This window comes from Ligilactobacillus aviarius, from assembly GCF_001654615.1.
Taxonomy (GTDB): Bacteria; Bacillota; Bacilli; order Lactobacillales; family Lactobacillaceae; genus Ligilactobacillus; species Ligilactobacillus aviarius_B.
Genome location: NZ_LWUD01000016.1, coordinates 102,547 through 128,682 on the forward strand (window position 1 = coordinate 102,547; position 26,136 = coordinate 128,682).

The window sequence follows — 26,136 nt, forward strand, 5'->3', positions numbered from 1 at the left end:
TATTATAGTATTACAAAGCTGGAGAGGATTTATATGATACAGAAAAAAGAGTTGGATTTTGAAGATTTATTAATTGATTACTTACAAAATCTAGGCGGAGAAAAACAGTGGAAATATGAAAAAGAAATAAACACAACTGATGGTTTGTGGGAAAATTTTAAAAAGATTTTGGAGATAAACAATGCTGATGTTTTAACCGAACCATTATCAGACTCAGAGTTTAGCCAAGTAAAGAATGAAATCAATAAGTTAGATACACCATATGATGCAGGAAAATTTTTATATGGACTTAATGGTGTGTCACAAGTAGAAGTTAATCTAGATGATGGACGCCATGTTTATTTAACGGTGTTTGACCAAGATCAAATCGGCGCCGGAAATACCGTTTATCAAATTGTTAATCAGATTAAACGACCTGCAAAAATAACTGGGAAACAAGATCGACAGTTCGATACAACTTTATTAATTAACGGTTTACCCATTATTCAAATTGAAGAAAAAGCAGATGGACATGATGCGCGTGAAGCGTTAAATCAAATGCATCAGTACATTGCTGAACAGCAGTATACTGATATCTTTTCAACTGTTCAGATTCTAGTTGCCATCACGCCCCATGATGTACGTTATATGGCAAATACAACAAGTGATCTCTTTAATACGGATTTTGCATTTCGGTGGCAACAGGAAGAAGATAATAGGCCAGTTTTGGATTGGAAAGTTTTTGCAAATCAATTTTTGTCAATTCCAATGGCTCATCAAATGGCAACAAATTATATGATTTTGGATGGTACTAAAAACCATCAAATGATTAAAGTTATGCGTCCTTATCAAGTATATGCAACTCGAAGAGTAATTGATAAAATTCGAATGCATGACTTCCAAATGGGACCACAAGAATTAGGATATGTATGGCATACGACTGGTTCGGGAAAGACAATTACGTCTTTTAAGACAGCATGGTTGGCTCAACGATTGCCGAAAGTTGATAAAGTAATTTTCTTAGTTGACCGGGTGGCCTTAACTAACCAAACTGTTGATGAGTACAATGCATATGATCCTGATAGTGACGGCAAGGATGGCGTCATTATGGACACGGCTAATATTGGTGTTCTTTCTCGGAGACTACGTGAAAAAAAGAGTGGCATTATTGTCACTTCAACTCAAAAGATGGATCGATTAGTTTCAGGAAAAGAAAACTTTAAGTATGATAAAAATGTTGTATTTATTGTTGATGAGGCTCACCGTTCAACTGCAGGAGATATGATTCAACGAATTAAAAAGGCGTTTCCAAATTCAGGCTGGATTGGTTATACAGGAACGCCAATTTTCGATGATGATATTGACTCAAAAGAAAGTGATAAGGTCACGACATACAAGGTGTTTGGTGAACCATTACATCGTTATACAATTCGGGATGCAATCAAAGATAAGAATGTTTTAGGCTTTAAAGTTGATTTTGAAACCACGTTATCAGAAAAAGTTTTACGTGAACAATATTTACCAGAATACTTTGCCAATAAGCATCAAAACTGGACAAAAGAAGAAATTGAACAACATATTGATCGGCTACCGGTTGAAGAAATGGATGATACAGTTTCTTCAAGCGTTTTCGATATGAATGAGCAACATGTTCAACTGGTTGTAAAAAATATTTTGGATAACTGGGACAAACGTTCTTCAAAACGGCGGTATAATGCATTATTTACAACTCATGTCGGTGGTGGTAAGGCATCAACCCCAATGGCAATGATGTATTATCACGAATTTAAAAAGCAAAATGAAAAAATGGATAATCCATTAAAAATTGCGGTAACGTTTAGTCAAGATACATCTAACGGTAAAAATCAATTAGAAACTAATAATAGCCTTCATGAGGTTATTGATGATTATAATCATGATTTTGGGACGACCTTTGATATGAAATCTACTAAAGAATATACAGCAGATGTTGTCTCAAGGCTTAATAAGACTGCTGATGACGGTAAGTATTTAGACCTTGTAATTGTGGTTGACCAACTTCTAACCGGATTTAATGCCCCAGAATTAAATACCTTGTACGTTGATCGAACACTGAAAGGCGCAAACTTGATTCAAGCATACTCACGGACTAATCGAATTCATAAAATGCAAACTAAACCTTACGGAAGAATTGTGAATTTCCGGTGGCCACGTCATTCAGAGAAATTAATGAATGACGCGTTGGAGGTTTATGCTAACCGAAACTCCGCCAATGTTCAAGAAGGGTTAGTCGAAGGCACTGATTCAGAAGGAAATAACGCAGGAGTTGTGGCCTTGCCATATGATAAAGTGCTTGAAAAGCTAAAACCAGTAGTGAAATCGTTAAAGCATTTGACAGAAGATTTTACGGGGATTCCAGATAGTTTAGAACGTGAAAGTGAAATGCTTTCATTATTGCGGAATTACAATAACTTGATGTCACAAGCAAAGCAGGATGATCAATATGATGAAGATCATCCTGAAGAGATGCTTAATGTAATTGGAATGAATATTGATGATGAAGAACGGTTAACGACGGTTTTGGCCAATGATCTAAAAGAGTCAATTGCGAATAAGCGCAAGATTGATCCAATTGAAATTTCGCTTGAAATGGAGCATATCAAAGACGTTGAAGTTAATTACGACTATCTTCAAGAGTTAATTGCTCAATATGCTAATCAATTACATGAAGGTAACCATGATGCTGCGAGTGAAACGCGGGAAGAAATTGATCGAATCGTTAGTCAAATTCCGAATCGGAAATATGCAAATCAAATTAATGATTTTAGCGAAGCGCTACGAGAAGGAAATATAATAATCAATATTTATCCGATCTCGCCAGATGACGTTAAGGATTTAATTTCAAATAACGCTGATAAAGACCAGCGTGAACAGATTTTAAGGTTTAAGAAAAAATGGGGATTAATCGATATTAAGGACTCTCATTTGTTAAACGAAGTTATTGAAAAACACGTTGAGGGGGCAGACGATATGAATACAGCTGGAGAGTTGAAAGATATTATTAAGGAAGCCTCAGCGGTATATAATACGGATGCCGAAGATGAAGAAGTTCGAGCAAAATCAAAAATTAAATATCGGAATAGTTTACGTCAAGCAATTACAGAATTTGCAGATGAAATCAAGAAGAAATATTAATTTGGGAGAGTAAGATAAATGACAAATTCTAGAGAAGAACAGGTTCGGAATGTAACGAATAAGATTTGGGCAATGGCAAACGAATTACGAGGAAATATGGATGCAAGTGAATATCGTAACTATATCTTGGGATTCATGTTTTATCGTTATTTATCAGAACATCAGGAAAAATATATTTCTGATCAAGAACTTTTAGATATTGAAGACGGTGAATCAATAAATGATGCTTACTTAAATGTTCCTGAAGACGAAATCAAGGACTATATTGAAGATATTTCAAGTACTTTGGGATACGCCATCGCTCCTGAAGATACATGGGCAACAATTACGAAAAAAGTGGCAGAAAGTACAATTATTCCATCAGACTTTCAAAACATGTTTGACCATTTCAATGAAAATGCAAAGTTAAATCCAAATTCAGAAAGAGATTTTCGGGGAATTTTTGATGATGTTAATTTAGGAAACAGTCGGTTAGGAAACGATACAACATCACGTGCTAAATCATTAACTAAAATTGTCGAGTTAGTTGATCATTTTACTTATGAAGATGAAGACGGACATGACATTTTAGGCGATGTCTATGAATACTTGATTGCTCAATTTGCGGGAAATTCAGGGAAAAAAGCAGGAGAATTTTATACTCCGCACCAAGTATCGAAAGTTCTTGCAAAATTAGTGACGCTTGATATGAATGATGATTCAGATTTCTCTGTTTATGACCCGGCAATGGGATCCGGATCACTTCTTTTAACGGTTGATGGTGAAGTCGCTAAAAAATGCGATAAGACAGTTCATTTTTTTGGACAGGAATTAAATACAACAACGTATAATCTTGCACGAATGAATTTAATGATGCATGATGTGGAATATCAAAATATGACCTTAAAAAATGCGGATAGTTTAGAACTAGATTGGCCAGATGGACCAGATTCTCAAGGAATTGATCATCCGCGAATGTTTGATGCTGTTGTCGAAAATCCACCATATTCAGCTCACTGGGATAATAATGAGAATAAACTTAAAGATCCACGTTTTAAACCATATGGCGCATTGGCACCGAAGACAAAGGCAGATTATTCGTTCTTGCTTCATGGACTTTATCACTTAAAATCAGATGGAACAATGGCAATTATTTTACCTCATGGGGTGCTTTTCCGTGGAGCAAAAGAAGGCAAGATTCGGCAAGCTTTAATTGAAAAGAACCAATTAGATGCAGTTATCGGGATGCCAGCTAATTTATTCTATAATACTTCGATTCCAACAGTTATTTTGATTTTAAAAAAGCAACGAGAACGAAAAGATATTTTATTTATTGATGCAAGCAAAAACTTTGAAAAGGGTAAAAATCAAAATACTTTGCGCGATGAAGACATTGACAAGATTATTGAAACGTATAAAGAGCGAAAGGATATTGATAAATTTTCACACGTTGCCGATTTAGACGAAATTAAGGAGAATGACTTTAACCTCAACATTCCACGCTATGTAGATACATTTGAGGAAGAACCTCCCGTTGATATTAAGAAAGTATCTCAAGAGCTTCAAGATATTAACAAAAAGATTAAAGAAACTGAAAGTGAATTCTTATCAATGGTTGATGAATTGCAAGTAACTGATGAATCAAAAGACATCATTGAGGCGATTAAGGAGGCGTTTAAATAATGACAAAAGCCGATAAAGAAGGGCAAAGAAAGGCGCCAATCCTTCGTTTTAAGGGATTTACTGATGCATGGGAGCAACGAAAGTTATCTGAAATGACACAGCAAGTAAAAAGAACAAGCGATTCCGAGAATCCAATTTTAACAATCTCAGCTAAAAATGGTTGGATGGATCAAAAAGACAGATTTAATCGTGTTATTGCGGGTAAAGAATTAAAAAACTATATTGAATTATATAAAAATGAATTATCGTATAATCATGGAAATTCAAAATATGCCAAATTCGGTATAATATATGTTCAACGAAAATACGAAAAAGCGCTTGTTCCAAAGGTTTATCACAGTTTTTCTATGAGTTATGGCGACCCAAGATTTATAGAGAATCTTTCTCTTGGTCATAAGCTGGATAAAGAATTATCCAAACTTATTACTTCTGGTGCAAGACAAGATGGACTTTTAAATATTAATAAAAAATCATTTTATACAATCAAATTATTTACTCCATCCGAGCAAGAACAAATAAAAATTTCAAATATAATGGATGTTATAAATCATGTAATCACTTTATATGAGAAGAAAAAACAGCTCTTAACCCAGTTAAAACAAGGAATTGTAAATTTTTTAATTACTAAAAATGGACAAAAACCTCAATTAAGATTCATCGGATTTAATAATAATTGGGAAAGTAAATCTTTTGAAAAATTACTAAATTATGAGCAACCAACAAAATATATTGTTAAAAAGACAGATTATATATCTCAAGGAACGCCTGTACTTACAGCTAATAAATCCTTCATTTTAGGTTATACAAATGAAAATAATGTTTATCAAAATATTCCTGCGATTATTTTTGATGATTTCACCCTTGAATCAAAATATGTTGACTTTCCTTTTATGATTAAATCATCTGCCATTAAAATTCTAACAAGTAAAAATTCAAATTTATTTTTTATTTACCAATTATTAAATAACCAAAGATTTGTTCAAGAAGGACATTCTAGACACTATATATCTGTTGTTCAAAAAAAGAAAGTACTGGTTCCATTTATTCAAGAGCAAAATAAGATTGGAAATTTAATTAAGCAGTTAAAAAATAATATTGAACAAAATTCCAATACTATTACCTTATTAAAAAGACTAAAAGAATTTTTGCTCCAAAACATGTTTTTATAATTACATTTATAAATCATCTTATTTTTCAAATAATTATAATTACGTTTATAATCTATGCAAAATGCGATATAATTATAACTGTATTTATAATTAAGGAGATAAAACTATGTTTGAACGACCTCTTTACTTAAATCGCCTTCGCAAATACCGTGACACTGAGTTTATTAAAGTTATCACTGGTGTTCGGCGTTCAGGTAAAACATTTTTACTGCAAATGCTGAAGAATGATCTTTTAAAAAGTGGCATTGCACCTGAACAAATAATTGATATCAATTTTGAAACAATGAAATATTCAAAATTAACTGAAAAAGAACCGTTTTATAACTATGTAATGCAACGTGCTGTTTCGAGAAAGAAAATGTACCTCTTCTTTGATGAAGTTCAACGGGTAAGCCAATGGCAAGATGCCGTTAACAGCTTCCGGGTTGACTTAGATGCTGATATATACATTTCGGGATCAAACGCTTCCCTTTTATCTGGCGAATTAGCAACCCTTCTCACAGGCAGAATGGTGGAAATTCCTGTTTACCCACTATCATTTAAGGAATATCTGTTATTCAAGCAATCAACAGATAACCCCGATATTGAATTTTATCGTTACATCAATGAAGGCGGATTTCCTGCAGCAGTTCTAAGTCCTGATCCAGAAGTCAAAGGAACTGTAATTGACGGTATATACAGCTCAATTCTTTTAAAGGACGTTACTGAGCGTGCTAAAATTCGTGATGATCAAACTTTGATTCGGCTTTCACAATATCTTTTAAGTGAAGTTGGAAATCAAATTTCAGCAAATAAAATTGCTGGTGTTTTGAAAAATGAAGGTTTTAAATCGGCAAATAACGTTTCGATTTCTAGGTACCTGCATTATTTAACTGATGCATATCTATTCCATGAGGCAAAGCGATTTGATATTCGGGGAAAGAATTATTTGCGTTCAAATTCTAAATACTATGCGATTGATTTAGGATTGAGAAATACCACGCTTAATAAGAACTATAAGGACAATATCGGTCATCAAATTGAAAATGTCGTTTACCTCGAACTTCTTCGCCGCGGATATAAAGTTGATGTTGGTAAAGATGGAAACCAAGAAATCGATTTTGTTGCGAAAAAAGGAAATGAGATCGAATACTATCAAGTTACCCAACAAATTCCAGATAATAGCGATCGTGAAATTCAAAATTTGATGAATATTTCAGATAATTACAAAAAGACATTGATTACTGCTAATCGAATGGATGTGGGTGAACAAAACGGCATTCCAATTATTCATATCGTTGATTGGTTATTAGAAGAGTAGAATTTAATGAAATCCATTAGTCAGTTTAAAGTGGCTGATGGATTTTTGCGTACATTCTAGATTAGCAAAAGTATTAAATACTTTATTATAAATTTAGATTTATTTAAAAGCTTAAATGATTTCAATTTGATTGTTGCTTCTCGTAACAAAAATTTGGGAGCAGCGTAAGTTAAATAGTATTTTTGAAACAGTATCTAAAAAAGGCTTTTCAAATTTACCAGTTCTCACCGCTACACAAACAAAGGGAATGATCTATCGAAATAATTCCGGAATAGATATAAAATTCAATGAAAACACTTTGAACAATTATAAATTAGTTGAACCTAATCAATTTGTTGTCCATTTACGATCTTTCCAAGGAGGTCTTGCTGCATCTAGCCTTAGAGGCATAGCTTCTCCAGCGTATACCGTTTTGAGCTTTAAAGACAATAAGCAAGAAGTAAGTTTTTGGAAAGAATTTTTTAGAAGTAAAAAATTTATAAATTCTTTGGTAAAAGTAACATATGGTATCAGAGATGGTAGAACAATCAAAGTTTCAGATTTATTAGACTTAAATTATCGGATACCTGCTCAAAATTTAGAACAATGTAAAGTAGGTCATTTAATAAGTTCTATTAATAAACTTCTTACTTTATATGAACGAAAACTTAAACTACTTTCACAAGTAAAAAAGTATTTTTTAGACAATCTATTTGCAGAAAAAGAATATCCTAACCTGAGATTTAAAGGATTCACTGATGCATGGGAGCAGCGTAAGTTAAATAGTGTTTTTGAAACAGTATCTAAAAAAGGCTTTTCAAATTTACCAGTTCTCACCGCTACACAAACAAAAGGAATGATCTATCGAAACAATTCCGGAATAGATATAAAATTCAATGAAAACACTTTGAACAATTATAAATTAGTTGAACCTAATCAATTTGTTGTCCATTTACGATCTTTCCAAGGAGGTCTTGCTGCATCTAGCCTTAAAGGCATAGCCTCTCCAGCGTATACCGTTTTAAGATTTAAAGACAATAAGCAAGAAGTAAGTTTTTGGAAAGAATTTTTTAGAAGTAAAAAATTTATAAATTCTTTGGTAAAAGTAACATATGGTATCAGAGATGGTAGAACAATCAAAGTTTCAGATTTATTAGACTTAAAATATCGGATACCTGGTCAAAATTTAGAACAATGTAAAGTAGGTCATTTAATAAACTTTATTAATAAACTTCTTACTTTATACGAAAATAAACAACAACATCTCACTGAAATTAAAAAGACTCTCCTAAACACTATGTTCATCTAACAAACACCTCGTCAAAATGGCGAGGTGTTATTTTTTACAATGCAGCTAAATGACGCATGATTTTGTCGTTATCTTGATTCTCAAGCTCTTCAATTATATGAATGTATGTGCTTTGAGTAGTTGTCATATCTGCATGTCCCAACCGTTTAGCAACACTTGCAGTTGAAACTCCGGCATATAAAAGAAGCGAAGCATGCGTGTGCCGCAATCCATGAACCGAGATTACAGGAACTCCTGCATGCTTGCATTTCTTTTCAAGAAAGAAATTGACCGTTGAATTGTATATTCTTTTAGTTACAAAAATTGGTTTATTCGCAGGCAGATTTCTAATCAAACCACTAAATTGCATACATAATTTCCAGTCCAATTGAATTTTTCGGACTGAAGATTTATTTTTTGTTGGTTGAAAACCACCGTTTTTATCTTTATAATTCCAAGTCTTAGTTACTGACAAAGTTTGTTCTTCAAAGTCAAAGTCATCTGGAGTCACGCCAAGGGCTTCTGCAAACCGAAGACCTGTTTTTGCAATCAGTAGGACTAACCAATCAATTGATGGTTTATCTCCTAACTCAAGCTCTTTGATTAGCAATTTCAGTTCAAATTCACTTAAAAATTTAGTTTTCTTTTTCTTCGGATCTTTCCCCTTAATGATTGCGCGCCGAGTAGGATCATGCTTGATAATTCCATCATCATAAGCATCTAAAATTGCAGCTTTAACCTGATGATGAAAATCCATTACTGTCTGGCGTTCATGATTAACAGCATAGTCATTAAGTAGTTTTTGATATGTTTGACGATTCAAGTCCTTCATCATCAAAGTAGGTGCAAGTCCTTTGATTTTACGATATGTTACCCAATATTTTTGAAGGGTTACATCGCGAATCGCACCGACCTTATAAAGTTTTACCCATGACTTAAAGTATTCATGTAAGTATTGTGATTTTGTTCTTCTTGACATAAGAAAAACCTCCCATAATAAATTTTTGGCAAAAGCCAATTTTTATTATGAGGAGGTTAAGTTGTTAGATGAACATGTTGTTTAAAAGTGTGTTTTTAATTTCAATAAAACATTGTTTTTTATCTTTATAAAAGTTAATATTTTTTTCTATATTGATAATAAAATTAGAAACGTAATGCTGTTCATCGATGTTGGGAATATATATAGTACAATTTAAAACATCTGACTTTGATAGATTAATTTGTGATGTTCCTGCCGCATGAGATTTAAAATATTGACTTTTTTGATTAATATATTTACTTACAAAAAAAGAATCAATATTTGAAGTTGGTCGGAGACATCCAATTCTTTGATTTAAAACATACTGATCATCACATGGAATTACACTAGATTTTCCAATAAGTTCACCTTTGGCAATATCTGATAAAACAATTACAATGTCATTTTTGCTAAGAGTATCTTGTGGTGAAAAAATTTTCTTTTTTGTTATGAGTCTTCCTTCGGTTGTTATCGAATTCATCATAACCAAATCTAGATTTCCCTTGTTATTAATTTCTTTCTCGTGTGCTTTTCCGTTCTTATAAGTTAAGACACTACTTAAACTAATCTTTTTCCAGTTGTCCTTTTTAGAATATTTAAATCTTAAATCGGGATATTCCTTTTCTGAGAACAAGTTATTCAAAAGGTATTTTTTTATTTGTAAAAGCAGTTTAACTTTTCGTTCATATAAATCGATAATTCTATTCAATTTATTCAAAAAATCAGCAACATTAATTTGTTCTTTAAGCGAAGCTAAGAATACTGTAAATTCTTTCATATCGGAAGCTAATACATGTTTTACAGTATTACCTTTTGAAATAATCTGAATTTGTTTAATACATCTATATGATTGAAATTGGTAATTTAAAAAATAAGGGTTAATATTTGAATCTATTTCTTGAAACATTATTAAAGCATGTGCGGCTGTATTGTTGAGATTAGAAGGAATTACAGCAGTTTGACCCACATCACCTGATTGGACCATTACAATATCATTTGTATGTAACCACTTTTCTTTTTGCTGATAATAAAACTCATTGTTTATATACTTTTTTGTATTTAGGTTAATCCCGCCATTTTTTATATTATTAGATTCCAAATAAATAAAACCACGATCGACATAATAATCAGTAACTTTACCTACAAAGGCATTACGAATTTTTGAAAATATATCTCCTAACTTTCGCTGCTCCCAGACTTTCGTTGCGAGAAGTAACAATCAAATTGAAGTTATTTAAATTTTTAAATAAATCTAAATTTATAATAAATCATTTAATACTTTCGCTAGTTTAAAATGTACAAAAAATTCATCAACCACTTTAAACGGACTAATGGATTTCATTAAATTTTATTCTTCTAACAATCAATCAACGATGTGGACATGTTTCTAGAAGGAAAAGTTCATAAAATTCAAACCTATTTCACGTTGAGTTCCCAGTCATTTTTTAATAGAGCATGAGCACATTCACGAATCACCTGACTTTCATTAGAATCAAGTTTTTCGTGTATTATGTCGTCTATTCTTAAATCAAAGATAGTTTCATCATGCTTTTTTATTGTTTCCAGTGGCAGCATTTCGGTATATTTATCAGTTTCTTTTTTATTTTCTGGAATTCTTTCAGGTCACGTTTAATCTTTGAATTATTGGGATAACGCTTTAATAAATGATCTTTTACAACATGCGTACATACTTTGTTTATGAAGTAATCGATGTTTTTTTCTTTATGGTACGGATTGATAAAAGAATTTAATTCAAGGATGTCATTAATAGTTAAAGAGGGTTTAGTTTCGATCTTAATTAATTTATTTCTCCAATTCATTTCAGAACGAATTTTGACAATTCGATCTTGTTTTTTTGAATAATACTTAAGTAGTGCAGTGACTATTATTGATATTAGAGTGATGCTTCCGGCAAATATAGTAGCAAGTAAAGTTGCATTTGCCTGGTTTTCAAGATTAAGTTTAATCGGTAGTATTTCCAAAATTCTAACAAATAGGAAAAAAATAATAATGAAAAATAATAATGGGGCTGTGAAAATAGCAAACTCATTTGTTAAAAAATTTAATATTGATTGAGCCGGTAGGCGGTCAATGAAGAGTTTTGATTCTTTAAGTTGAGGATGGAAAACTACATATATTGATATAATCATAGAAATAAAAAGGGCACATATCATAACTAATTTCATGTGCATGACAATCCCTCCTTCATGGTTCTACATGAATTATCACAAAGTTCAAAACAATAATATTCGAAATGTCACATCCGTCAAGTTATTTAGAAAAAATACCAAAATAATTTACTAAAATTAGCACCGATGATCTTTTCACCGGTGCTAAATATTCAATCAAATTTTAATGCCGCAATTCATTCTTATTATTAATCGACAACGCAATTAATAATCCAATTACAGCGAGCACGACCGTAAAGATGATTCTATTGTGAACCCCGTGTGTAAAGGCCACTGCACTGCTTGCACCATGAGAAGCGGAGATCCCTATTTGAAGTAGGCTGGTTGCGGTTGCGATTGCGCCGACGATCTGTTGAAGAGTGTTGATGATCGTGCTCTCATCGGCTGATTCATAAATTTCAAGTGAATTTAAGGCGTGCGTTTGAGATGGTGATGTTGTAAGCGGAAACCGATCATTAAAATCGATAATGCGCCGATGCCGGTAGTGATGATTTGCCGGGTCGTAAACCATTTAGTTAAGAGGCTTGAAAGTGGAAGGATAATTCCGATTACAAGCATATAACCGGTAACGATCCACTGAAGGGTCGCGTTGCCGATGTTAAGGCTCTGCGACAATTGCGGAAGTGCAATGTTTAGTGAAGTTTCGGAAAGCATTCCAACGAACGCCCCGATAATTGGGCCCATCAAAGCGAGCCACGGGTGTTGGATTTCAATTTGATGATCCATTATGATCTCCTCTCATTTCTCTAGTATGCGTTTTTAAACACGATGATTAGCATATCGAATTTTAAAATTTCATGTGAATAAAAAATTATTAAAAATAAGGATTTTATGAATCATAAATTCAAATCGCTTAAATAAATATTATTTATAGATGTTTTTCGAAAAAGAATATGCTATATTATAATTTGTAAAAACAAACATATGTTCGATAAGGAGGAAAACATGAAACGCAAAAGTTACATCGCCATTGATTTGAAGTCATTTTATGCCTCCGTTGAATGTATTATGCGGAATTATGATCCATTACATACAAATTTGGTAGTTGCTGACGAAAGTCGGACAGATAAGACGATTTGTCTTGCGGTTTCACCGGCATTGAAAAGCTTTGGAATTTGCAGTCGGCCACGGCTATTTCAGGTCAAACAGAAGGTTGATGATTTTAATTATCGCCGAAAGCGGCAGGTGGTTGGTCATCGATTGAAAGATTATTCGGTCGACCGGAAAGAAGTTCGATCGAATCCCGCAACTGGTTTGGATTATGTGATTGCGCGACCGCGGATGAAATATTATGAAGAGGTCAGTGCTCAGGTTTACGGTATCTATTTGCGGTACATTGCGCCGGAAGATGTTTATGTTTATTCAATTGACGAGGCGTTCATTGATGTTACGCCGTATCTAAAGGTATATGATTGCACAGCGCGGGAATTGGCTGAAAAAATCATTGATGATGTTTATCATGAGACGGGGTTAACAGCGACGGTTGGAATTGGGACTAATCTATACTTGGCAAAGGTCGCAATGGACATTTTAGCTAAGCATATGACGCCCACCAAGCATGGTGTCAAAATTGCAGAACTAAATGGCATGCAATACCGCAAGCTGTTATGGAATCATGAGCCGATCACAGATTTTTGGCGGGTTGGAAAGGGTTATGCACGCCGGCTAGATAAGCTGGGAATTCATACTATGGGAGAAATTGCGGCATGTTCTGCTAATCAGTTAAAGTTGAATGACCAGTACAATGATGAATTGCTGTACCGAACTTTTGGCAAGAATGCAGAGATTTTAATTGATCATGCCTGGGGCTACGAACCATTAACGATTCAAGATATTAAGGCGTATGAGCCGAAACAGCATTGTCTGTGTGTGGGCCAGCTATTAATGAAACCATACACGTTTGCGCAAAGTCAGGTGATCCTAAGTGAAATGAGTGATGAGATTGCGTTGAAGTTGGCAGGAACTCATCAGCTTGCTCAAGAATTAAACTTAAGTATTCACTATGATGAAAAAACATTTGGTTTGGTTTCAAATGTTGATGAGGTCGAAATTGACCGGTTTGGTCGCAAACGCCCGCATTCAATTCGAAAAAGCATTGAATTGTCACATCCGACAAATGCAAATTCCGTTATTCGAAAAGCCTTGCAACAGCTTTTTGATGACTACGTTGACCCGCGTTATTTAATCCGGCGAATCACAATTACGGCTGAAGAGGTGATCGATGAAATGGCGGCTGATGATTTTCAGGAGTACGAACAAACTGATCTTTTCTTGCAAGATAAACCACGTGATCAATCTCAGTATAACGAGCAGCGTGAAATGGATTGCCAAAATGCGATTTTAACAATTAAGGATCGTTTTGGTCAAAACGCAATTTACAAGGCAATGGATCTTCAAGAAATTTCGATGACTCGCCGGCGTAACCTGCAAATTGGCGGTCATCTAGCTTAGGAGGGACAAAATGAAGTACGATTACCGGCAAATTATTAAAATCCCATATCATCAATCACAAGCTCATCCGCGGATGCCAATGGCTGAGCGCGCTGCAATCTTTTTGCCGTTTGCTGCTTTAAGCGGTTTTGAAGATGAAATTGAGCGGGTTAAGAAGGAAAGCCAGGATGCAGCAGATCAATAAAAAGTTAAAAAGATTGATTTGCTTTCATATTTTGATAATGATACCATTCTAAAAAAGATACCATCACGAAATATGTCAGGGGAGATTTAGATGTCAATTTTAGTTAATTTATACAAGTGGGAAAATGCGCAGGGAGTGTTGATTCCGCGTGAAATTTTAAAGGAAATTGGAATTGATGATTTACGAAATGCCAAATTGGTATTAGATGTAAAAGATAGTGCAATTATTTTGAAAAAGGAATTACCGCAGCTGGACGATGAAATTCGGGAAAATGTTGAGGGATATTTGTTGGATGAAGAATAGGAGAGTTATTTCATATGACTAAATATTCAGGGGAATTGCTATTAGTGGGACCAAATTCAATAAAACAAAAAAATGAATTTAAAAGGATGTTTGCTAAAAGTGTTAACTTGTCAAAGGTGGATAAAAAACATTGGAGGTTAAAATTAAATAAAGTAAAAAATACGGCTAATGAATACGAGTTAAAATTCTTGTATGAAAATGAGTTGTGGGATGTATGGTTAGTTCATCGAATTAATCATATAAAAGTAGAATATGATGATTTGGTGAATTATAATGAAAGATCTGAAAAGATGTTTAGAGAAGAATATCTTTATGGTCCTAAAGATAAAGAAGGATTAGACTCCTTAGTAAATCAAGTTGAACAAGGTGGATTTGGAATAGATTATTATTATCCCACAATTCTTAGTCGTGCAACATATTATTGGTACACAATTGCGACAAAGCAAATGTTTTTTAACGGAAACAAACGAACGGCACTAATTACAGCATTAACGTATTTAGAAAATAATGGATATCAATTTGAAATTTATGATAATAAAGAGTTGTATAATGTTTCATTAAAGTTAGCGCGAAAAGAATTGAGTAAAGATATGTTATTTCAGTATATCCAGGCACATACAATACTGAATTTTGAATGGATGGAATCAGCATTATGTGTCAAAGGTAATGGACAAAGATAAGATAAAGAATTAGTATGGATGAGAGGTGTGTTAAATGATAAAGATTGAAGGAGAAAAGATTCCTAAATATAACGGAAATCGTGAAGAAGATTTTCCAGTTAACTTATCAGAATTGATGGATGTTGAGAAAATGAAGGCTCAAAATGCTGATAATGTGTTTTCAAATGAAGACGTTAGGCTGGTATTAGAAGAACTGTCACATGAATAACAGCATTTATTCAATATATTATTTATCTATAATTTTACAATAATAAAATTGTTGACTAACTGGCCTAATCATATATAATTCTAAGTGGAAAGTAGGCCACTTGCTTTCCGTTCAATTTTTGTTGGTCAGTCTTTACACGAAACTAACCCAACTATATTTGATCAACAATTACTCATGAATCCTCACCGTTTTGCTTAATTAACGGTGAGTTTTTTGTATGTACATAATTTATTAAAGAAAAATGAATATAAATGTAATTGAATATTAAATTACTAGACGGGACATGCTCATTATGAATGTGTCCCGCTTTTTGATATTTATTTTGATGTTTGATATAATTCCGAAGTTATATAAAAATATAGGGGGATTTTAAATGAAAAACAAGTATAAAATTCATCAATCTTTTGTTAAATGGTTAATTGCTATCGTTGCATTTGCAGTTATATTTTGGTTTTGCTACTCTAACAGGTCTGATAGTCCAAAGTTAGTGTTTCAGGCTTGTATGTGGATTGCTGTAATTGGTGTTGGATTAGGATTAGTTGTTTCACTGGGAATATGCATTTGGCTTTTGTTTGCTAAGTCCGTATTAGTGTTTGATTTCGACAAAAATATGATCACTGTAAAAAATCCGGTTTTGTTTAGTAAGCGAGCGACGGATGTTCGTTTTGATGAAATTTCAAAAATTTCTGTTAGTCGAGAAAGTATATATCGGATGATTAATATTGATGTCAAAGAACCGCATGAGAAAACAGGGATGACGATTAATGATGGAATGACGGTATCCGCTAATTTATATTTTCCGACCAGCAAAAGCATAGAGGATTTAGATAATGCGATTAAACGTCTAAAATCAGAATTGGATATTAAATAATACTAAATGTTTTGATATTTTTAGTGAGGGAGTATTTGCTTTGAAAAAGGATGAATTTACTGCTGAAGAATCTTCAATTAAGTGGCTATTCTTTACGTGTTATATATGTCTTTTTAGTTGTTTACCTATTTTGCTTATTGTTAAGTTTTTTCTTCATTCTACACTGATGAATATAATAGAACTTGCACTTTTCGGGATTTTGGTTTGTGTAATTTTTACCTTCCGTGCGGCAATTAGCTCGCCATTAAAGATTGATTTTGATCACCGGGTTATTTTTTTTCGTAAGACTATGAAATATGAGTTTAACGGAATGGCGGGTAAGGTTGAACCAGGAAATGCAAAGAAGATTAATTTTGATGATATAGCCGATATAAAAATTAAAGGATTAAGTACTCATTTGATAAGTCTTAAATTTACTGTTCTTTTAGTTAAGACCAAAACAACTTGTGAAGGGTTGCCCTATGATTTAACTAAGGGCAATAATGTTATTTCTATATCATTAAATCTAATAACATGTAGAAGTTCAAAAGTATTAGAATCAGCGGTTAATCGTTTAAAATCAGAATTGGATATTAAGTAATACTGAGACTACTCATGAGGTTCATCACATATGCGTGGTGAGCTTTTTTGATATGCTATATTAGTAACATAAGTAATTACATATTTTATTGAGGGAGAAAAGTGAATATGAATATAAAAAAGGCGTTTTGTAAATTTTTGCTTATCTTGATGTTTTTTGTAGAACAGTTAGGTTTAGCATTTGTGTTAATTAAAACTAAAGCTCTAATAGGGATAATTTTATTATTGGTATCAGTAATAGGGGTTATTTTTCTTCAAATGTGGTATCAAAAATTAATCAATGTAAAACCATCTCGTTTTTCCAAATATATTAAATTTATTGTCCTCGCGTTGATTGTTTTACTTATTGTAGAGGAGGTTATATCACATTTTTCAAGCACGTCGGCTAATCAACAATTGATTAATCATCTGTTAAAAGGCCAAAGTACAAAATGGGTAATGACAATATTAGGGGTGATAATTGCTCCAATCGTTGAAGAAGGTACATTTCGAACGGGGATAATGGGAAATACCCAACATCCAGTTATTTTAGGAACAATTAGCACAGTGCTATTTGTATGTGCTCATATGATATCAACAAACCAATCGTTAATTTCTTTCATACTAAATATAACTGCATATGCATTAATTAGTGCAGTATTATGTTTGTTGTATTATCGAACAAAGGATTGGCGGGTAAATACGGTATTTCATATCTCATGGAATTTACTGTCATTTGTTACATCTGCAATTTTTTAATTTGGAAAGTTACGATGCAACATAAATAACCTTGCTTCTACGTAACTGGAAAAGTTCATCACATATGCGTGGTGAACTTTTTTGTATTATTATAGATAATTTTCGGCTTTTCAAACTCGTCAAAATTGGGTGAGTGTGCAACAAAATTTCAAAAATATACGAAAACATATGAATTAAGAAAAACAAAAACACCGTAAAATCAACGTTTTACGGTGTTCAAGTAAAGGATAAGATTTATCAAAAAGGAGAGTACAGGATTTGAACCTGCGCGCCGGTTATAGCCGGTTCGGCGGATTTCGAGTCCGCTGCATTACCACTCTGCCAACTCTCCGTAACAGCTAGTATTATATCAGTAATTATGATTATCAGCAACAGAAATTGTAATAATAAAAAGGCCTTCACTTTGAAAGCCTTTAATTTTAATTGTTTTGAGCTTTAATATTTCTACCGGCAAGAACTTGAGTAATCGCTTCTTGTTCGATTTGTTCTTGGTTTTGGTGAATCCATCCTTGAATTCTGAAAGCATCGATAATCATCCATGGAACTGAGATGATTGTACCAAAAAATGTTAATGAAAGAATCAACATTACAACCGCTGTACCAGTTCTTCCCATATAAAAGCGATGTGCACCAAAACAACCCAAGAATAACCAAAGAAGCCAAGCAACAACTGCTTTCTTTGACTTGTTGGCCACTTGATTATCAACCAACAATTTCTCTTGGTTATCTAACTGAGAATATGAAATTGTATGATTCAAAATGATTCCTCCTAAATATATAAATCCTACCCTTAAAATACTACAGTTACTTCCGAAGATAATCAATACAATTTTAGTTAAACTTTTTACCCAGGCAAAATCCTTGGAAATTAGAACCAATGGAACTACACTAAAGATGGTTGATGAAGGAGCTTTCATTCTAGTAGGTGAGTGAAAGAATATCGACCAAATCTTCGCTCCGGATACGGAGTGAAGTTTTTTTTATCTTAAGCAATTTTGAAAAAAAGCGTTAATTCCGTTAGAATAGGGAGTATTAGATTTTGAAACGAGGAATTAACGATGGAAAGTTGGCTGTTTTTAGCATTAATTTTAGCAGTCGCGATTTTTGGAAAGAATAATTCATTGATTTTTGCAACGGTGGTTGTGATGTTATTGAAATTATTGCCGTTTGCGCAAAAGTGGATGGAAACGATCCATAGTAAAGGGATCAATTGGGGCGTTACGATTATTTCAATTTCAATTTTAATTCCGATTGCGACCGGCCAGATTGGGTTCAAGGATCTAATTGATGTTTTTAAATCACCTGGCGGCTGGGTTGCGATTGGATGCGGAATCTTAGTTGCAATCCTCTCAAAATGGGGTGTCAACCAGTTATCAGTTTCGCCGCAGGTCACGGTTGCGCTGGTATTTGGGACGATTCTTGGAGTGGTTCTCTTTAAGGGAATCGCTGCGGGGCCGGTAATTGCGAGCGGAATTACCTTTGTAATTATTTCATTGTTGCATTTAAGTTTATAGGTAAAAAGGTGAAGACATGTTAAAGGATATTATGGCACAGAACGTTACGGCAACGGTAACGGATGAAAATGACGAATTTATTTTTGCGCAAATTGACGGCTTGACATTTAAATTGGATAAAAGTGAACTGATCAAGATGCCGAAGATGGGATCAAAAATCTCCGGGTGGGCTTATGAAAATGAAAACCATGAACTTCAACTAACGAAGAATCCACCGAAAAGCGGGATCGATAAGTATGCTTGGGGAACGGTTGTTAAGGTTCAACGCAATTTGGGTGTCTTTGTCAATATTGGTTTGCCGAATAAAGACGTTGTCGTTTCGATGGATGATATGCCGGCAATGGCTGAACTTTGGCCAGCAAAAGGTGACCGGTTAATGGTTGCATTATCAGTTGACGATAAGGGTCGAATTTGGGGTAAACTTGCAACGGATTCAATGTTCCACGGAGTCAGCGATAAAGCGGATGCTTCAATGAAAAATAAGGACGTAACTGCAACGGTCTATATGTTAAAAATCACGGGAACGCACGTAATTACAAATGATTACCAGTTAGGATTTATTCATCCATCCGAGCGGGAAGTTGAACCGCGGTTGGGCGAAGTTGTCAATGCGCGGGTGATTGGGATTAACAGTCGCGGCGAACTTAACTTATCGTTGAAACCGCGGGCATTTGAAGCCATTGGCGATGATGCCCAAATGATTTTAGCAGCTTTACAGCATTCTCAAGCTCACGTGTTGCCATATACGGATAAAAGTCAGCCGGACGAAATCAAGGCATACTTCGGAATCAGCAAAGGTGCCTTTAAACGGGCCGTTGGTCACTTGATGAAGGCGGGCCTTGTTCACCAAGAAGATGGCTTATTGATTTTAAATGACCAAAATTAACCTTTTTGTCATTCAGATTGAAATATGGTACATTAACGTAAAAAGGTTATATCCTTGCATAAGAGGAAAGCATTTATAGAAGATTTAAAATGTTAGTTAAGTATAAGAGCGACTATAAGAAAATCGCGATGGGGCTGTTGTCCTTTATCCCCGGATTAAAGGACGTTAACCGTCTTGAAGCTGAAATTTCCTGGTATCAGGATGACGATAGTCGGGTTCTTTATTTATGGCGTAATGAAAATGGGAATTTTAGCGGAATCGTTGGGGTCGAAGTCAGTGATGAGATTGTCGTGATTCGGCAAATTGCACTGTCACCGTCAGAACGGAGCCAAATTGCGTACAATCGGGTATTAGATGAAGTCGCTCATCAATATCCTGATTGTAAGATGATGGGCAGCCTCGACGTTGCTTCAATTATTGCAAAATGGGAACACCAAAATGAAAGCAAACACGAATAATGATCATCAATTAACGTTCAAAGTTGAAAAATTTGAAGGCCCGTTGGATTTGTTATTGCATTTAATTCGGCAAAACAAGATGGATATCAATGACATTCCAATGGCTGAAATTACTGCCCAGTACATCGATTACTTACATCAAATGCAGACGTTGCAGCTCGATGTTGCTGGGGAGTATTTAGTTATGGCAGCAATGTTGTTAAACATTAAGAGCAAAATGTTGTTGCCCACTGAACAGGAACAAGCAGAGGAATTCGAAGAAGACTATGAGGATCCACGGGAAGAGTTAGTTCAGCAATTGATTCTTCACCAAACATTTCAGGATGCTGGGGCCCAGTTACAAGCCCTTGCGACTGAGCGGCAAAAGCAGTATTCACGTGAGCAAGCAGCGATTCCAGCAGACGCTAAACTTGGTAAGTTGTCAGATGAAGAATTATCAACGGAAATGTTGCAACGGGCGTTTGCTCGAATGATTGCTCAGCGGAAAATTGCCAAACCGGTTCGCCGGAAACTTGAAACTGAGAAATACACCATTAAGGGTGAGATCAAACGGGTGCAGCAACGAATTCAGGAGGCCGCCCAGCCGCTTGAGTTTCAAAGTCTATTTGGTGACCAAGTCGAAGCTGAACAACTGGTAACCACCTTTCTTGCGCTGCTTGAATTAACTAAACGGGGCGCGGTAACCGTTAGTCAAACGACCCAATTAGGCCCAATCATCTTAGAAAGAGGAACGAAAAATGCTGTCAAACCAAGCAAAGGTTGAAAGTCTGATTTTCGTAAGCGGAAATGAAGGCATTTCGATTACCGATCTTGCTCATTTAACGGGCTTGTTAAAGCCGGCGATCAATGAACAGTTAAAATTACTGATAAAAAAGTATAATACTGATAAAACTTGCAGTTTTGAATTGGTTCAAACGGGTGAAACGGTTAAGTTTACGACTAAAAAGGCGTTTGCCCCGTTGATCAAAAGCTACTTTGAAGCTCCGGCAACGACCACGCTTTCGCAGGCAGCAATTGAAACCCTGGCGATTATTGCGTATAAGCAGCCGATTACCCGGATCGATATTGAAGAAATTCGCGGTGTCAAGGCGAGCGGAATGATTCAAAAATTAATGGCGTTGGAACTGATCAAGGAAGACGGCCGGTTGGATGTTCCCGGACGGCCAATTTTATATTCAACGACGGAGAAGTTTCTTGATCACTTTGGAATCAAGTCATTGGATGAGTTACCGCCGCTTCCGCAAGATGAAGCAGATGAGTCGAATGATAATGAAAGTGATCCAAACGATTTAATGGAATTATTTGAAAAAACGATTGGAAAGGAGGAAGAATAATGGCAGAACGATTGCAAAAGGTAATGGCGCAAGCAGGGGTTGCTTCACGCCGAGCCAGCGAACGGATGATTTTGGATGGCCAAGTGAAGGTCAACGGGAAAGTTGTCACCCAGTTAGGAACGAAGGTAACGGGCAACGATGCGGTTGAAGTTAATGGCAAATTAATTGAACAGGCCGAAACGAAAGAGTACTTTCTTTTCTATAAACCACGTGGGGTGATTTCAGCAGCCAAAGATGATAAGGGACGGAAAGTTGTTACGGATTACTTTAGCGACATTCCAGTCCGGCTGTATCCGGTTGGCCGGTTGGATTATGATACTTCCGGATTATTGATCATGACGAACGATGGTAAATTGGCGAATATGCTGATGCATCCGCGGTACAAAATTGAAAAGACCTATGTGGCAAAGGTTAAAGGAATTCCAACGAATGATGATTTAAAACATTTGCGTTTAGGCGTGAAGTTGGATGCTAAGCATAAATCAGCACCGGCCAAGGCAAAGATTTTATCAAGCGATAAACGCAGTGATACGGCAATTGTATCATTAACGATTCATGAAGGTCGGTATCACCAGGTAAAGTTGATGCTTGAAAAGGTTGGCCATCCGGTGAAAAAGCTGAAACGCGAAAAGTATGGTTTCCTGACGCTTGATGGGTTGACGGCAGGTCAATTCCGGCCGTTATCGCACAATGAAATCCGCAACCTTGAAAAATTGGTCGAGGGAAAACGATTTTAACTTTGACAACTAAGGAATTTAAAATTAGAATTAATTTAAATTAAATAATAATCTGAATGTCTTCAGGGCAGGGTGTGATTCCCGACCGGCGGTGATAGTCCGCTACTCCGTAAGGATCGAACCGGTGAAATTCCGATACCGACAGTAAAGTCTGGATGGAAGAAGATACAAAAAGATTTGCAACTGGCAGCAATGTCAGGCTATTTGCATGTATCTCCTTCTAAATTTGATTTAGGAGGATTTTTTTATGAAAAAATCATGGCGAAATTTAATGATTGCAGCGCTTTTAGGAGCGATGGCATACCTCTTGATGTACATCGCGATTCCAATTATTCCAATCGTACCTTACATGACGTTGGATTTTTCCGGAATTCCAATTTTACTAGCATTTTTGATTTTTGGACGCAAAGATGGTTATGTTGCACTGCTCATTAAAGAACTCTTACACCTGATTTTGGCAGGAATGGCGATCAGTAATTTGATTGGCGTTCTGGCGGATGCAATTGCGTTGATGGTCTTTATCGAAATTTTTAATTATTTCTCAAAAGCGGGTACCCAACATTATATTCAAGCAATTATGGTTGCAACGTTGGGAATGACGGTAATCATGGCGGCTGCCAATTACTGGGTCATTACTCCGTTGTACATTAAAGTTTTAGGAATGAAAATTACCATTCCGCTTGTTAAAATGGTTTTGCTCGGGGTTGTACCGTTTAATTTGATCAAAGGAATCGTGATTGGCGGCTTAACAACTCTACTGGTTCCAAAATTAAGAAAAGGGTTAACGGTTACGCGTTAATTGATTTTTAAAAGGCCGATTAATGGTCTTTTTATTATCCTTTCAAAAGCCAATCAGCTGATAAAAATGCTATAATTTTGATATTCATAACATGAAAGGAGGCACCATAATGACTGACTGGCATCTTCTCCATTTTTTTGATCAACAGCAGCCGCGAAAAGTAACGGTTTTACGACAGATTTTAACTAATAAGCGGACGGGCTCCACCCTGTTTTGGGGACTACGGTACCATTATTTGGACTACTTAAACGCCGTTCCGCGGTTGGATGTAAAAAAATTTGATGATGCGATCGATGGTCTGATTGCCCAAAACTGGTTACATTCTTCAGCCCAGGGATTACAATTGACTTCTCACGGACAGGAAGTGCTTGCGACAAAGCAAACGCCGTATTCGTTTGCCGAGCATCCGGAGCTGAATCAAAAGTTTGATTACCAGCTGTGGCAAGCAATCTTATTATTGATGATTCAGGTTGCTTCGGAATATCGTTATCACAATTCAAACTATTACGTTGCGAATCAGAACTTAAAGGCGCAGTTCCTAATTAAAAGCTGGTTGCAAGTTAACTCCTTTGAAACGCTTGCGGCAGAAGTTTCAAAATGCCTTGAGCAATTCTTAGATCAATGTGATCCTGCCAAAGCCGATCTTTTTACTGCTAAATTAGTTGGGCATCCCCAAAATGGATTGTCAGATGGTCAGATTGCCTCCCAACTTGGAATTTGTCCGCGAGAGGTTTCGTGGACGTGGCGGGATCTCGCATTCCAGTTTGCGGCCTTTGTTCAGGCACGGTCAAACCTTAAAATCAGTCAACTTGTTCAGGTTGCCGCTTTACCCGGCGCATTGACCCCGACGATTCAGCAAACCGCAATGTTGTTTAACGCAGGCAAAACAGTTGACCAAATTATCCAAATTCGGCGCTTGCGGCGCAGTACGATTGAGGAACACTTGCAAGTCTTGGCAATTTTCCGGCCCGATTTTCCGTATGAAAAAATTTTACGTGAATCGGATTTGAAAACTTTGGCAAAGGTCTATGCGGGGACCGAGATTGATCAGTGGCGGTATGCTGAATTGCAACAACAGGGCGTTGAAATGCCGTTTTTGAAGTTTCGTCTTTACGCAATTATGAAAACGCATGGTGAAATCAATGAATGAAAATGAAATTAAAACGAAATTACAGCAAACGTTAACGCAAGAATTCGGCTTTAAAGATTTTAAACCGGGCCAGGCTGAAACGTTAACGAGTTTAGTTGAAGGCCATTCAACCCTGGCGATTTTACCGACAGGGACGGGAAAGTCATTATGTTATCAGCTTTATGGAAAATTTACTCACCAACGGGTTTTGATCATTTCACCACTGATTTCATTAATGCAAGATCAGGTTGAACAAATGAAGTATAGTGGAATTTCGCAAGTGGTGGCATTGACTTCAAAACTAACCGGGCAAGAACGCGATTTTGTGTTACATAATTTAGCGAATTACCAGTTTATTTTTGCTTCACCGGAAATTTTGCAAAATGAACTGATTTTTAGCCAGATCCGGCGGTTGCAAATTGGGTTGCTGGTGGTTGATGAAGCCCACTGTATTGCCAAATGGGGACCAGATTTTCGACCGGATTATTTGATTTTAGGAAAGATTCGGCAACTGCTTGGGCAACCGTTAACGTTAGCTTTGACCGCCACGGCAACGCCTGATGTTGAGATGGCGATCAAAAAACAATTACGGTTTGAAGATGATTCGCAAGTGATTCGCTATTCGATTGACCGGCCGAATATCTTTTTGAATGTTGAAGAAGTCGAGTCAGAAACGGCGAAGAATGACCGGTTGCTTGAATTGGTAACTACGATTCAAGGACCGGGATTGATTTACTTTTCAAGTAAGAAAAAGGCGGATGAAATTGTTGAATTTTTATCGCGGAAGACGAGTTTACGGGTTGCAGCCTACCATGCCGATCTGAACTTGGAAGACCGGTTCTCAATTCAGCATCAGTTCATTGAAAATCAGTTGGACGTGATCTGTGCAACGAGTGCATTCGGAATGGGCGTTAATAAAAAGGATATCCGGTATGTGATCCACTATCATTTACCGGCAGACCTTGAAAGTTACGTTCAGGAAATTGGACGGGCCGGACGGGATGGTCAGCAAAGTATTGCGATCCTATTGTATGTTCCGGGAGATGAGAGTTTGCAGTATACAATGCAGATCGATTCGGCGCCGCAAAAAAATGAGATCGACTATTATTATCATCATCCGGAATTATTAAAGGACCTTCAAGATGAGAATCATCAATTTTTGAAGGCGTTTATCAATACCAAAATTTCGCTTCCACGGCTTGAAAGTTTTTTTACGAAGCATCGGCAAGATAAATCGGCAGCCCTCAATCAGATGATTGCATATATTCATACTGATCAATGCAAACGCCAATTCATTTTAGATGCATTTAAGGAAGACCGAACCGTTCAACATAATGAAAAGTGTTGCCAAAGTGGGCCGGTGGATGTCGCGTTGCTTGGATTGGAAAAACAAGAACAAGCGGAACCGAGATCAACAATCAAAATGCAGAATTATCGTCAGGTTCTTGCAGAATTATTTGCACAAGAAAAATAAATTTAGTATGGTAAAATTATTTTGAGGTGTGGT

Annotated in this window: 27 protein-coding genes, 1 tRNA gene, 1 pseudogene and 1 riboswitch; of the genes and pseudogenes, 22 read left to right on the forward strand and 7 right to left on the reverse strand. The window is 35.6% G+C overall.

All coding sequences use genetic code 11. The features are described from left to right. Positions 1–33 precede the first annotated feature (33 nt). The 5 genes from A3O17_RS03510 (at position 34) to A3O17_RS07915 (ending at position 8,572) form a co-directional block, all read left to right on the forward strand. Positions 34–3,153: a type I restriction endonuclease subunit R gene (locus A3O17_RS03510; RefSeq protein WP_064212945.1), complete on the forward strand. Its 3,120-nt coding sequence runs from the start codon at positions 34–36 to the stop codon at positions 3,151–3,153. A gap of 18 nt (positions 3,154–3,171) precedes the next feature. Beyond that, the gene (locus A3O17_RS03515) at positions 3,172–4,815 is read left to right on the forward strand and encodes a type I restriction-modification system subunit M (protein ID WP_064212946.1); all 1,644 of its coding nucleotides are present in this window, start codon (positions 3,172–3,174) and stop codon (positions 4,813–4,815) included. Then, the gene (locus A3O17_RS03520; protein WP_064212947.1) at positions 4,815–5,984 is read left to right on the forward strand and encodes a restriction endonuclease subunit S domain-containing protein; all 1,170 of its coding nucleotides are present in this window, start codon (positions 4,815–4,817) and stop codon (positions 5,982–5,984) included. Before A3O17_RS03515 ends, A3O17_RS03520 begins: the two co-directional genes overlap by 1 nt. Before the next feature lie 106 nt (positions 5,985–6,090). Further along, complete coding sequence (locus tag A3O17_RS03525; RefSeq protein ID WP_064212948.1) at positions 6,091–7,284, forward strand: ATP-binding protein; 1,194 nt, start codon at positions 6,091–6,093, stop codon at positions 7,282–7,284. 130 nt (positions 7,285–7,414) lie between these two features. Continuing rightward, complete coding sequence (locus A3O17_RS07915; protein WP_064212949.1) at positions 7,415–8,572, forward strand: restriction endonuclease subunit S domain-containing protein; 1,158 nt, start codon at positions 7,415–7,417, stop codon at positions 8,570–8,572. 34 nt (positions 8,573–8,606) lie between these two features. Here the strand turns inward: A3O17_RS07915 and A3O17_RS03535 are convergent, their stop codons facing one another. The 5 genes and pseudogenes from A3O17_RS03535 to A3O17_RS03550 form a co-directional block, all read right to left on the reverse strand. Next, complete coding sequence (locus tag A3O17_RS03535) at positions 8,607–9,530, reverse strand: site-specific integrase (RefSeq protein ID WP_064212950.1); 924 nt, start codon at positions 9,528–9,530, stop codon at positions 8,607–8,609. A gap of 64 nt (positions 9,531–9,594) precedes the next feature. Beyond that, the gene (locus A3O17_RS03540; RefSeq protein WP_064212951.1) at positions 9,595–10,788 is read right to left on the reverse strand and encodes a restriction endonuclease subunit S; all 1,194 of its coding nucleotides are present in this window, start codon (positions 10,786–10,788) and stop codon (positions 9,595–9,597) included. Positions 10,789–11,122: 334 nt separating this feature from the next. Then, a complete protein-coding gene (locus tag A3O17_RS03545; protein ID WP_064212952.1) occupies positions 11,123–11,761 on the reverse strand; it encodes a hypothetical protein in 639 nt (212 codons plus the stop codon). Between the two features lie 160 nt (positions 11,762–11,921). Then, positions 11,922–12,269 (reverse strand): MFS transporter, encoded by a 348-nt coding sequence (locus tag A3O17_RS07920; RefSeq protein WP_191979118.1) that lies wholly within the window; start codon positions 12,267–12,269, stop codon positions 11,922–11,924. Then, a pseudogene (locus A3O17_RS03550) lies at positions 12,245–12,484 on the reverse strand (MFS transporter); the annotation flags it as partial. The gene A3O17_RS07920 and the pseudogene A3O17_RS03550, both read right to left, overlap by 25 nt. Before the next feature lie 219 nt (positions 12,485–12,703). On the opposite strand from A3O17_RS03550, the gene A3O17_RS03555 reads away from it, so the two are divergent. The 8 genes from A3O17_RS03555 (at position 12,704) to A3O17_RS03580 (ending at position 17,772) form a co-directional block, all read left to right on the forward strand. After that, entirely contained in the window at positions 12,704–14,209 is a 1,506-nt protein-coding gene (locus A3O17_RS03555; protein WP_155728907.1) for a Y-family DNA polymerase, read from the forward strand. A 10-nt stretch (positions 14,210–14,219) separates the two neighbouring features. Further along, positions 14,220–14,393: a hypothetical protein gene (locus A3O17_RS07865; protein ID WP_098034961.1), complete on the forward strand. Its 174-nt coding sequence runs from the start codon at positions 14,220–14,222 to the stop codon at positions 14,391–14,393. Positions 14,394–14,483: 90 nt separating this feature from the next. Further along, entirely contained in the window at positions 14,484–14,696 is a 213-nt protein-coding gene (locus tag A3O17_RS03560; RefSeq protein ID WP_064212955.1) for an AbrB/MazE/SpoVT family DNA-binding domain-containing protein, read from the forward strand. 14 nt (positions 14,697–14,710) lie between these two features. Further along, positions 14,711–15,376 (forward strand): type II toxin-antitoxin system death-on-curing family toxin, encoded by a 666-nt coding sequence (locus A3O17_RS03565; RefSeq protein WP_191979119.1) that lies wholly within the window; start codon positions 14,711–14,713, stop codon positions 15,374–15,376. Positions 15,377–15,410: 34 nt separating this feature from the next. Continuing rightward, positions 15,411–15,584, forward strand: coding sequence for a hypothetical protein (locus A3O17_RS07870; protein ID WP_155728908.1), 174 nt, complete (start codon positions 15,411–15,413; stop codon positions 15,582–15,584). Positions 15,585–15,957: 373 nt separating this feature from the next. Beyond that, entirely contained in the window at positions 15,958–16,455 is a 498-nt protein-coding gene (locus tag A3O17_RS03570; protein WP_064212956.1) for a hypothetical protein, read from the forward strand. A 40-nt stretch (positions 16,456–16,495) separates the two neighbouring features. Further along, entirely contained in the window at positions 16,496–17,035 is a 540-nt protein-coding gene (locus A3O17_RS03575; protein ID WP_064212957.1) for a hypothetical protein, read from the forward strand. Between the two features lie 107 nt (positions 17,036–17,142). Continuing rightward, complete coding sequence (locus A3O17_RS03580; RefSeq protein ID WP_064212958.1) at positions 17,143–17,772, forward strand: CPBP family intramembrane glutamic endopeptidase; 630 nt, start codon at positions 17,143–17,145, stop codon at positions 17,770–17,772. A 243-nt stretch (positions 17,773–18,015) separates the two neighbouring features. Here A3O17_RS03580 and A3O17_RS03585 read toward each other — a convergent pair. Beyond that, positions 18,016–18,103, reverse strand: a tRNA-Ser gene (locus A3O17_RS03585). A gap of 88 nt (positions 18,104–18,191) precedes the next feature. Next, the gene (locus A3O17_RS03590; protein ID WP_064212959.1) at positions 18,192–18,530 is read right to left on the reverse strand and encodes a TM2 domain-containing protein; all 339 of its coding nucleotides are present in this window, start codon (positions 18,528–18,530) and stop codon (positions 18,192–18,194) included. Positions 18,531–18,830: 300 nt separating this feature from the next. Between A3O17_RS03590 and A3O17_RS03595 the strand changes: the two genes are divergently transcribed. The 9 genes from A3O17_RS03595 (at position 18,831) to A3O17_RS03635 (ending at position 26,103) form a co-directional block, all read left to right on the forward strand. Further along, the gene (locus tag A3O17_RS03595) at positions 18,831–19,286 is read left to right on the forward strand and encodes a DUF441 domain-containing protein (RefSeq protein WP_064212960.1); all 456 of its coding nucleotides are present in this window, start codon (positions 18,831–18,833) and stop codon (positions 19,284–19,286) included. A gap of 16 nt (positions 19,287–19,302) precedes the next feature. After that, the gene (locus tag A3O17_RS03600; RefSeq protein ID WP_064212961.1) at positions 19,303–20,172 is read left to right on the forward strand and encodes a CvfB family protein; all 870 of its coding nucleotides are present in this window, start codon (positions 19,303–19,305) and stop codon (positions 20,170–20,172) included. Positions 20,173–20,261: 89 nt separating this feature from the next. Beyond that, complete coding sequence (locus tag A3O17_RS03605; protein WP_064212962.1) at positions 20,262–20,630, forward strand: hypothetical protein; 369 nt, start codon at positions 20,262–20,264, stop codon at positions 20,628–20,630. Further along, complete coding sequence (locus A3O17_RS03610; protein ID WP_064212963.1) at positions 20,611–21,393, forward strand: segregation and condensation protein A; 783 nt, start codon at positions 20,611–20,613, stop codon at positions 21,391–21,393. Before A3O17_RS03605 ends, A3O17_RS03610 begins: the two co-directional genes overlap by 20 nt. After that, positions 21,368–21,964, forward strand: coding sequence for an SMC-Scp complex subunit ScpB (scpB, locus tag A3O17_RS03615; RefSeq protein WP_057827395.1), 597 nt, complete (start codon positions 21,368–21,370; stop codon positions 21,962–21,964). Before A3O17_RS03610 ends, scpB begins: the two co-directional genes overlap by 26 nt. Continuing rightward, positions 21,964–22,701: a pseudouridine synthase gene (locus A3O17_RS03620; protein WP_064212964.1), complete on the forward strand. Its 738-nt coding sequence runs from the start codon at positions 21,964–21,966 to the stop codon at positions 22,699–22,701. Before scpB ends, A3O17_RS03620 begins: the two co-directional genes overlap by 1 nt. A 54-nt stretch (positions 22,702–22,755) precedes the next feature. After that, a riboswitch (FMN riboswitch) is annotated at positions 22,756–22,872 on the forward strand. Positions 22,873–22,948: 76 nt separating this feature from the next. Continuing rightward, positions 22,949–23,500 carry an ECF transporter S component gene (locus A3O17_RS03625; RefSeq protein ID WP_064212965.1) on the forward strand — a complete coding sequence of 184 codons (552 nt, stop codon included), beginning with the start codon at positions 22,949–22,951 and terminating at the stop codon, positions 23,498–23,500. A 109-nt stretch (positions 23,501–23,609) separates the two neighbouring features. Continuing rightward, on the forward strand, positions 23,610–24,650 hold the full coding sequence (locus tag A3O17_RS03630; protein ID WP_064212966.1) for a helix-turn-helix domain-containing protein: 1,041 nt from the start codon (positions 23,610–23,612) through the stop codon (positions 24,648–24,650). Then, entirely contained in the window at positions 24,643–26,103 is a 1,461-nt protein-coding gene (locus A3O17_RS03635; protein ID WP_064213002.1) for a RecQ family ATP-dependent DNA helicase, read from the forward strand. Before A3O17_RS03630 ends, A3O17_RS03635 begins: the two co-directional genes overlap by 8 nt. Positions 26,104–26,136 lie beyond the last annotated feature (33 nt).

Coding starts and splice junctions, on each gene's coding strand:
- scpB (WP_057827395.1), top strand. CDS start 21,368: ATGCTGTCAAACCAAGCAAAGGTTGAAAGTCTGATTTTCGTAAGCGGA.
- A3O17_RS07870 (WP_155728908.1), top strand. CDS start 15,411: ATGATAAAGATTGAAGGAGAAAAGATTCCTAAATATAACGGAAATCGT.
- A3O17_RS03560 (WP_064212955.1), top strand. CDS start 14,484: ATGTCAATTTTAGTTAATTTATACAAGTGGGAAAATGCGCAGGGAGTG.
- A3O17_RS03600 (WP_064212961.1), top strand. CDS start 19,303: ATGTTAAAGGATATTATGGCACAGAACGTTACGGCAACGGTAACGGAT.
- A3O17_RS03625 (WP_064212965.1), top strand. CDS start 22,949: ATGAAAAAATCATGGCGAAATTTAATGATTGCAGCGCTTTTAGGAGCG.
- A3O17_RS03520 (WP_064212947.1), top strand. CDS start 4,815: ATGACAAAAGCCGATAAAGAAGGGCAAAGAAAGGCGCCAATCCTTCGT.
- A3O17_RS03525 (WP_064212948.1), top strand. CDS start 6,091: ATGTTTGAACGACCTCTTTACTTAAATCGCCTTCGCAAATACCGTGAC.
- A3O17_RS03545 (WP_064212952.1), bottom strand. CDS start 11,761: ATGCACATGAAATTAGTTATGATATGTGCCCTTTTTATTTCTATGATT.
- A3O17_RS03620 (WP_064212964.1), top strand. CDS start 21,964: ATGGCAGAACGATTGCAAAAGGTAATGGCGCAAGCAGGGGTTGCTTCA.
- A3O17_RS03630 (WP_064212966.1), top strand. CDS start 23,610: ATGACTGACTGGCATCTTCTCCATTTTTTTGATCAACAGCAGCCGCGA.
- A3O17_RS07865 (WP_098034961.1), top strand. CDS start 14,220: ATGAAGTACGATTACCGGCAAATTATTAAAATCCCATATCATCAATCA.
- A3O17_RS03605 (WP_064212962.1), top strand. CDS start 20,262: ATGTTAGTTAAGTATAAGAGCGACTATAAGAAAATCGCGATGGGGCTG.
- A3O17_RS03580 (WP_064212958.1), top strand. CDS start 17,143: ATGAATATAAAAAAGGCGTTTTGTAAATTTTTGCTTATCTTGATGTTT.
- A3O17_RS07920 (WP_191979118.1), bottom strand. CDS start 12,269: ATGGTTTACGACCCGGCAAATCATCACTACCGGCATCGGCGCATTATC.
- A3O17_RS03610 (WP_064212963.1), top strand. CDS start 20,611: ATGAAAGCAAACACGAATAATGATCATCAATTAACGTTCAAAGTTGAA.
- A3O17_RS03570 (WP_064212956.1), top strand. CDS start 15,958: ATGAAAAACAAGTATAAAATTCATCAATCTTTTGTTAAATGGTTAATT.
- A3O17_RS03555 (WP_155728907.1), top strand. CDS start 12,704: ATGAAACGCAAAAGTTACATCGCCATTGATTTGAAGTCATTTTATGCC.
- A3O17_RS03635 (WP_064213002.1), top strand. CDS start 24,643: ATGAATGAAAATGAAATTAAAACGAAATTACAGCAAACGTTAACGCAA.
- A3O17_RS03595 (WP_064212960.1), top strand. CDS start 18,831: ATGGAAAGTTGGCTGTTTTTAGCATTAATTTTAGCAGTCGCGATTTTT.
- A3O17_RS03515 (WP_064212946.1), top strand. CDS start 3,172: ATGACAAATTCTAGAGAAGAACAGGTTCGGAATGTAACGAATAAGATT.
- A3O17_RS03510 (WP_064212945.1), top strand. CDS start 34: ATGATACAGAAAAAAGAGTTGGATTTTGAAGATTTATTAATTGATTAC.
- A3O17_RS03565 (WP_191979119.1), top strand. CDS start 14,711: ATGACTAAATATTCAGGGGAATTGCTATTAGTGGGACCAAATTCAATA.
- A3O17_RS03535 (WP_064212950.1), bottom strand. CDS start 9,530: ATGTCAAGAAGAACAAAATCACAATACTTACATGAATACTTTAAGTCA.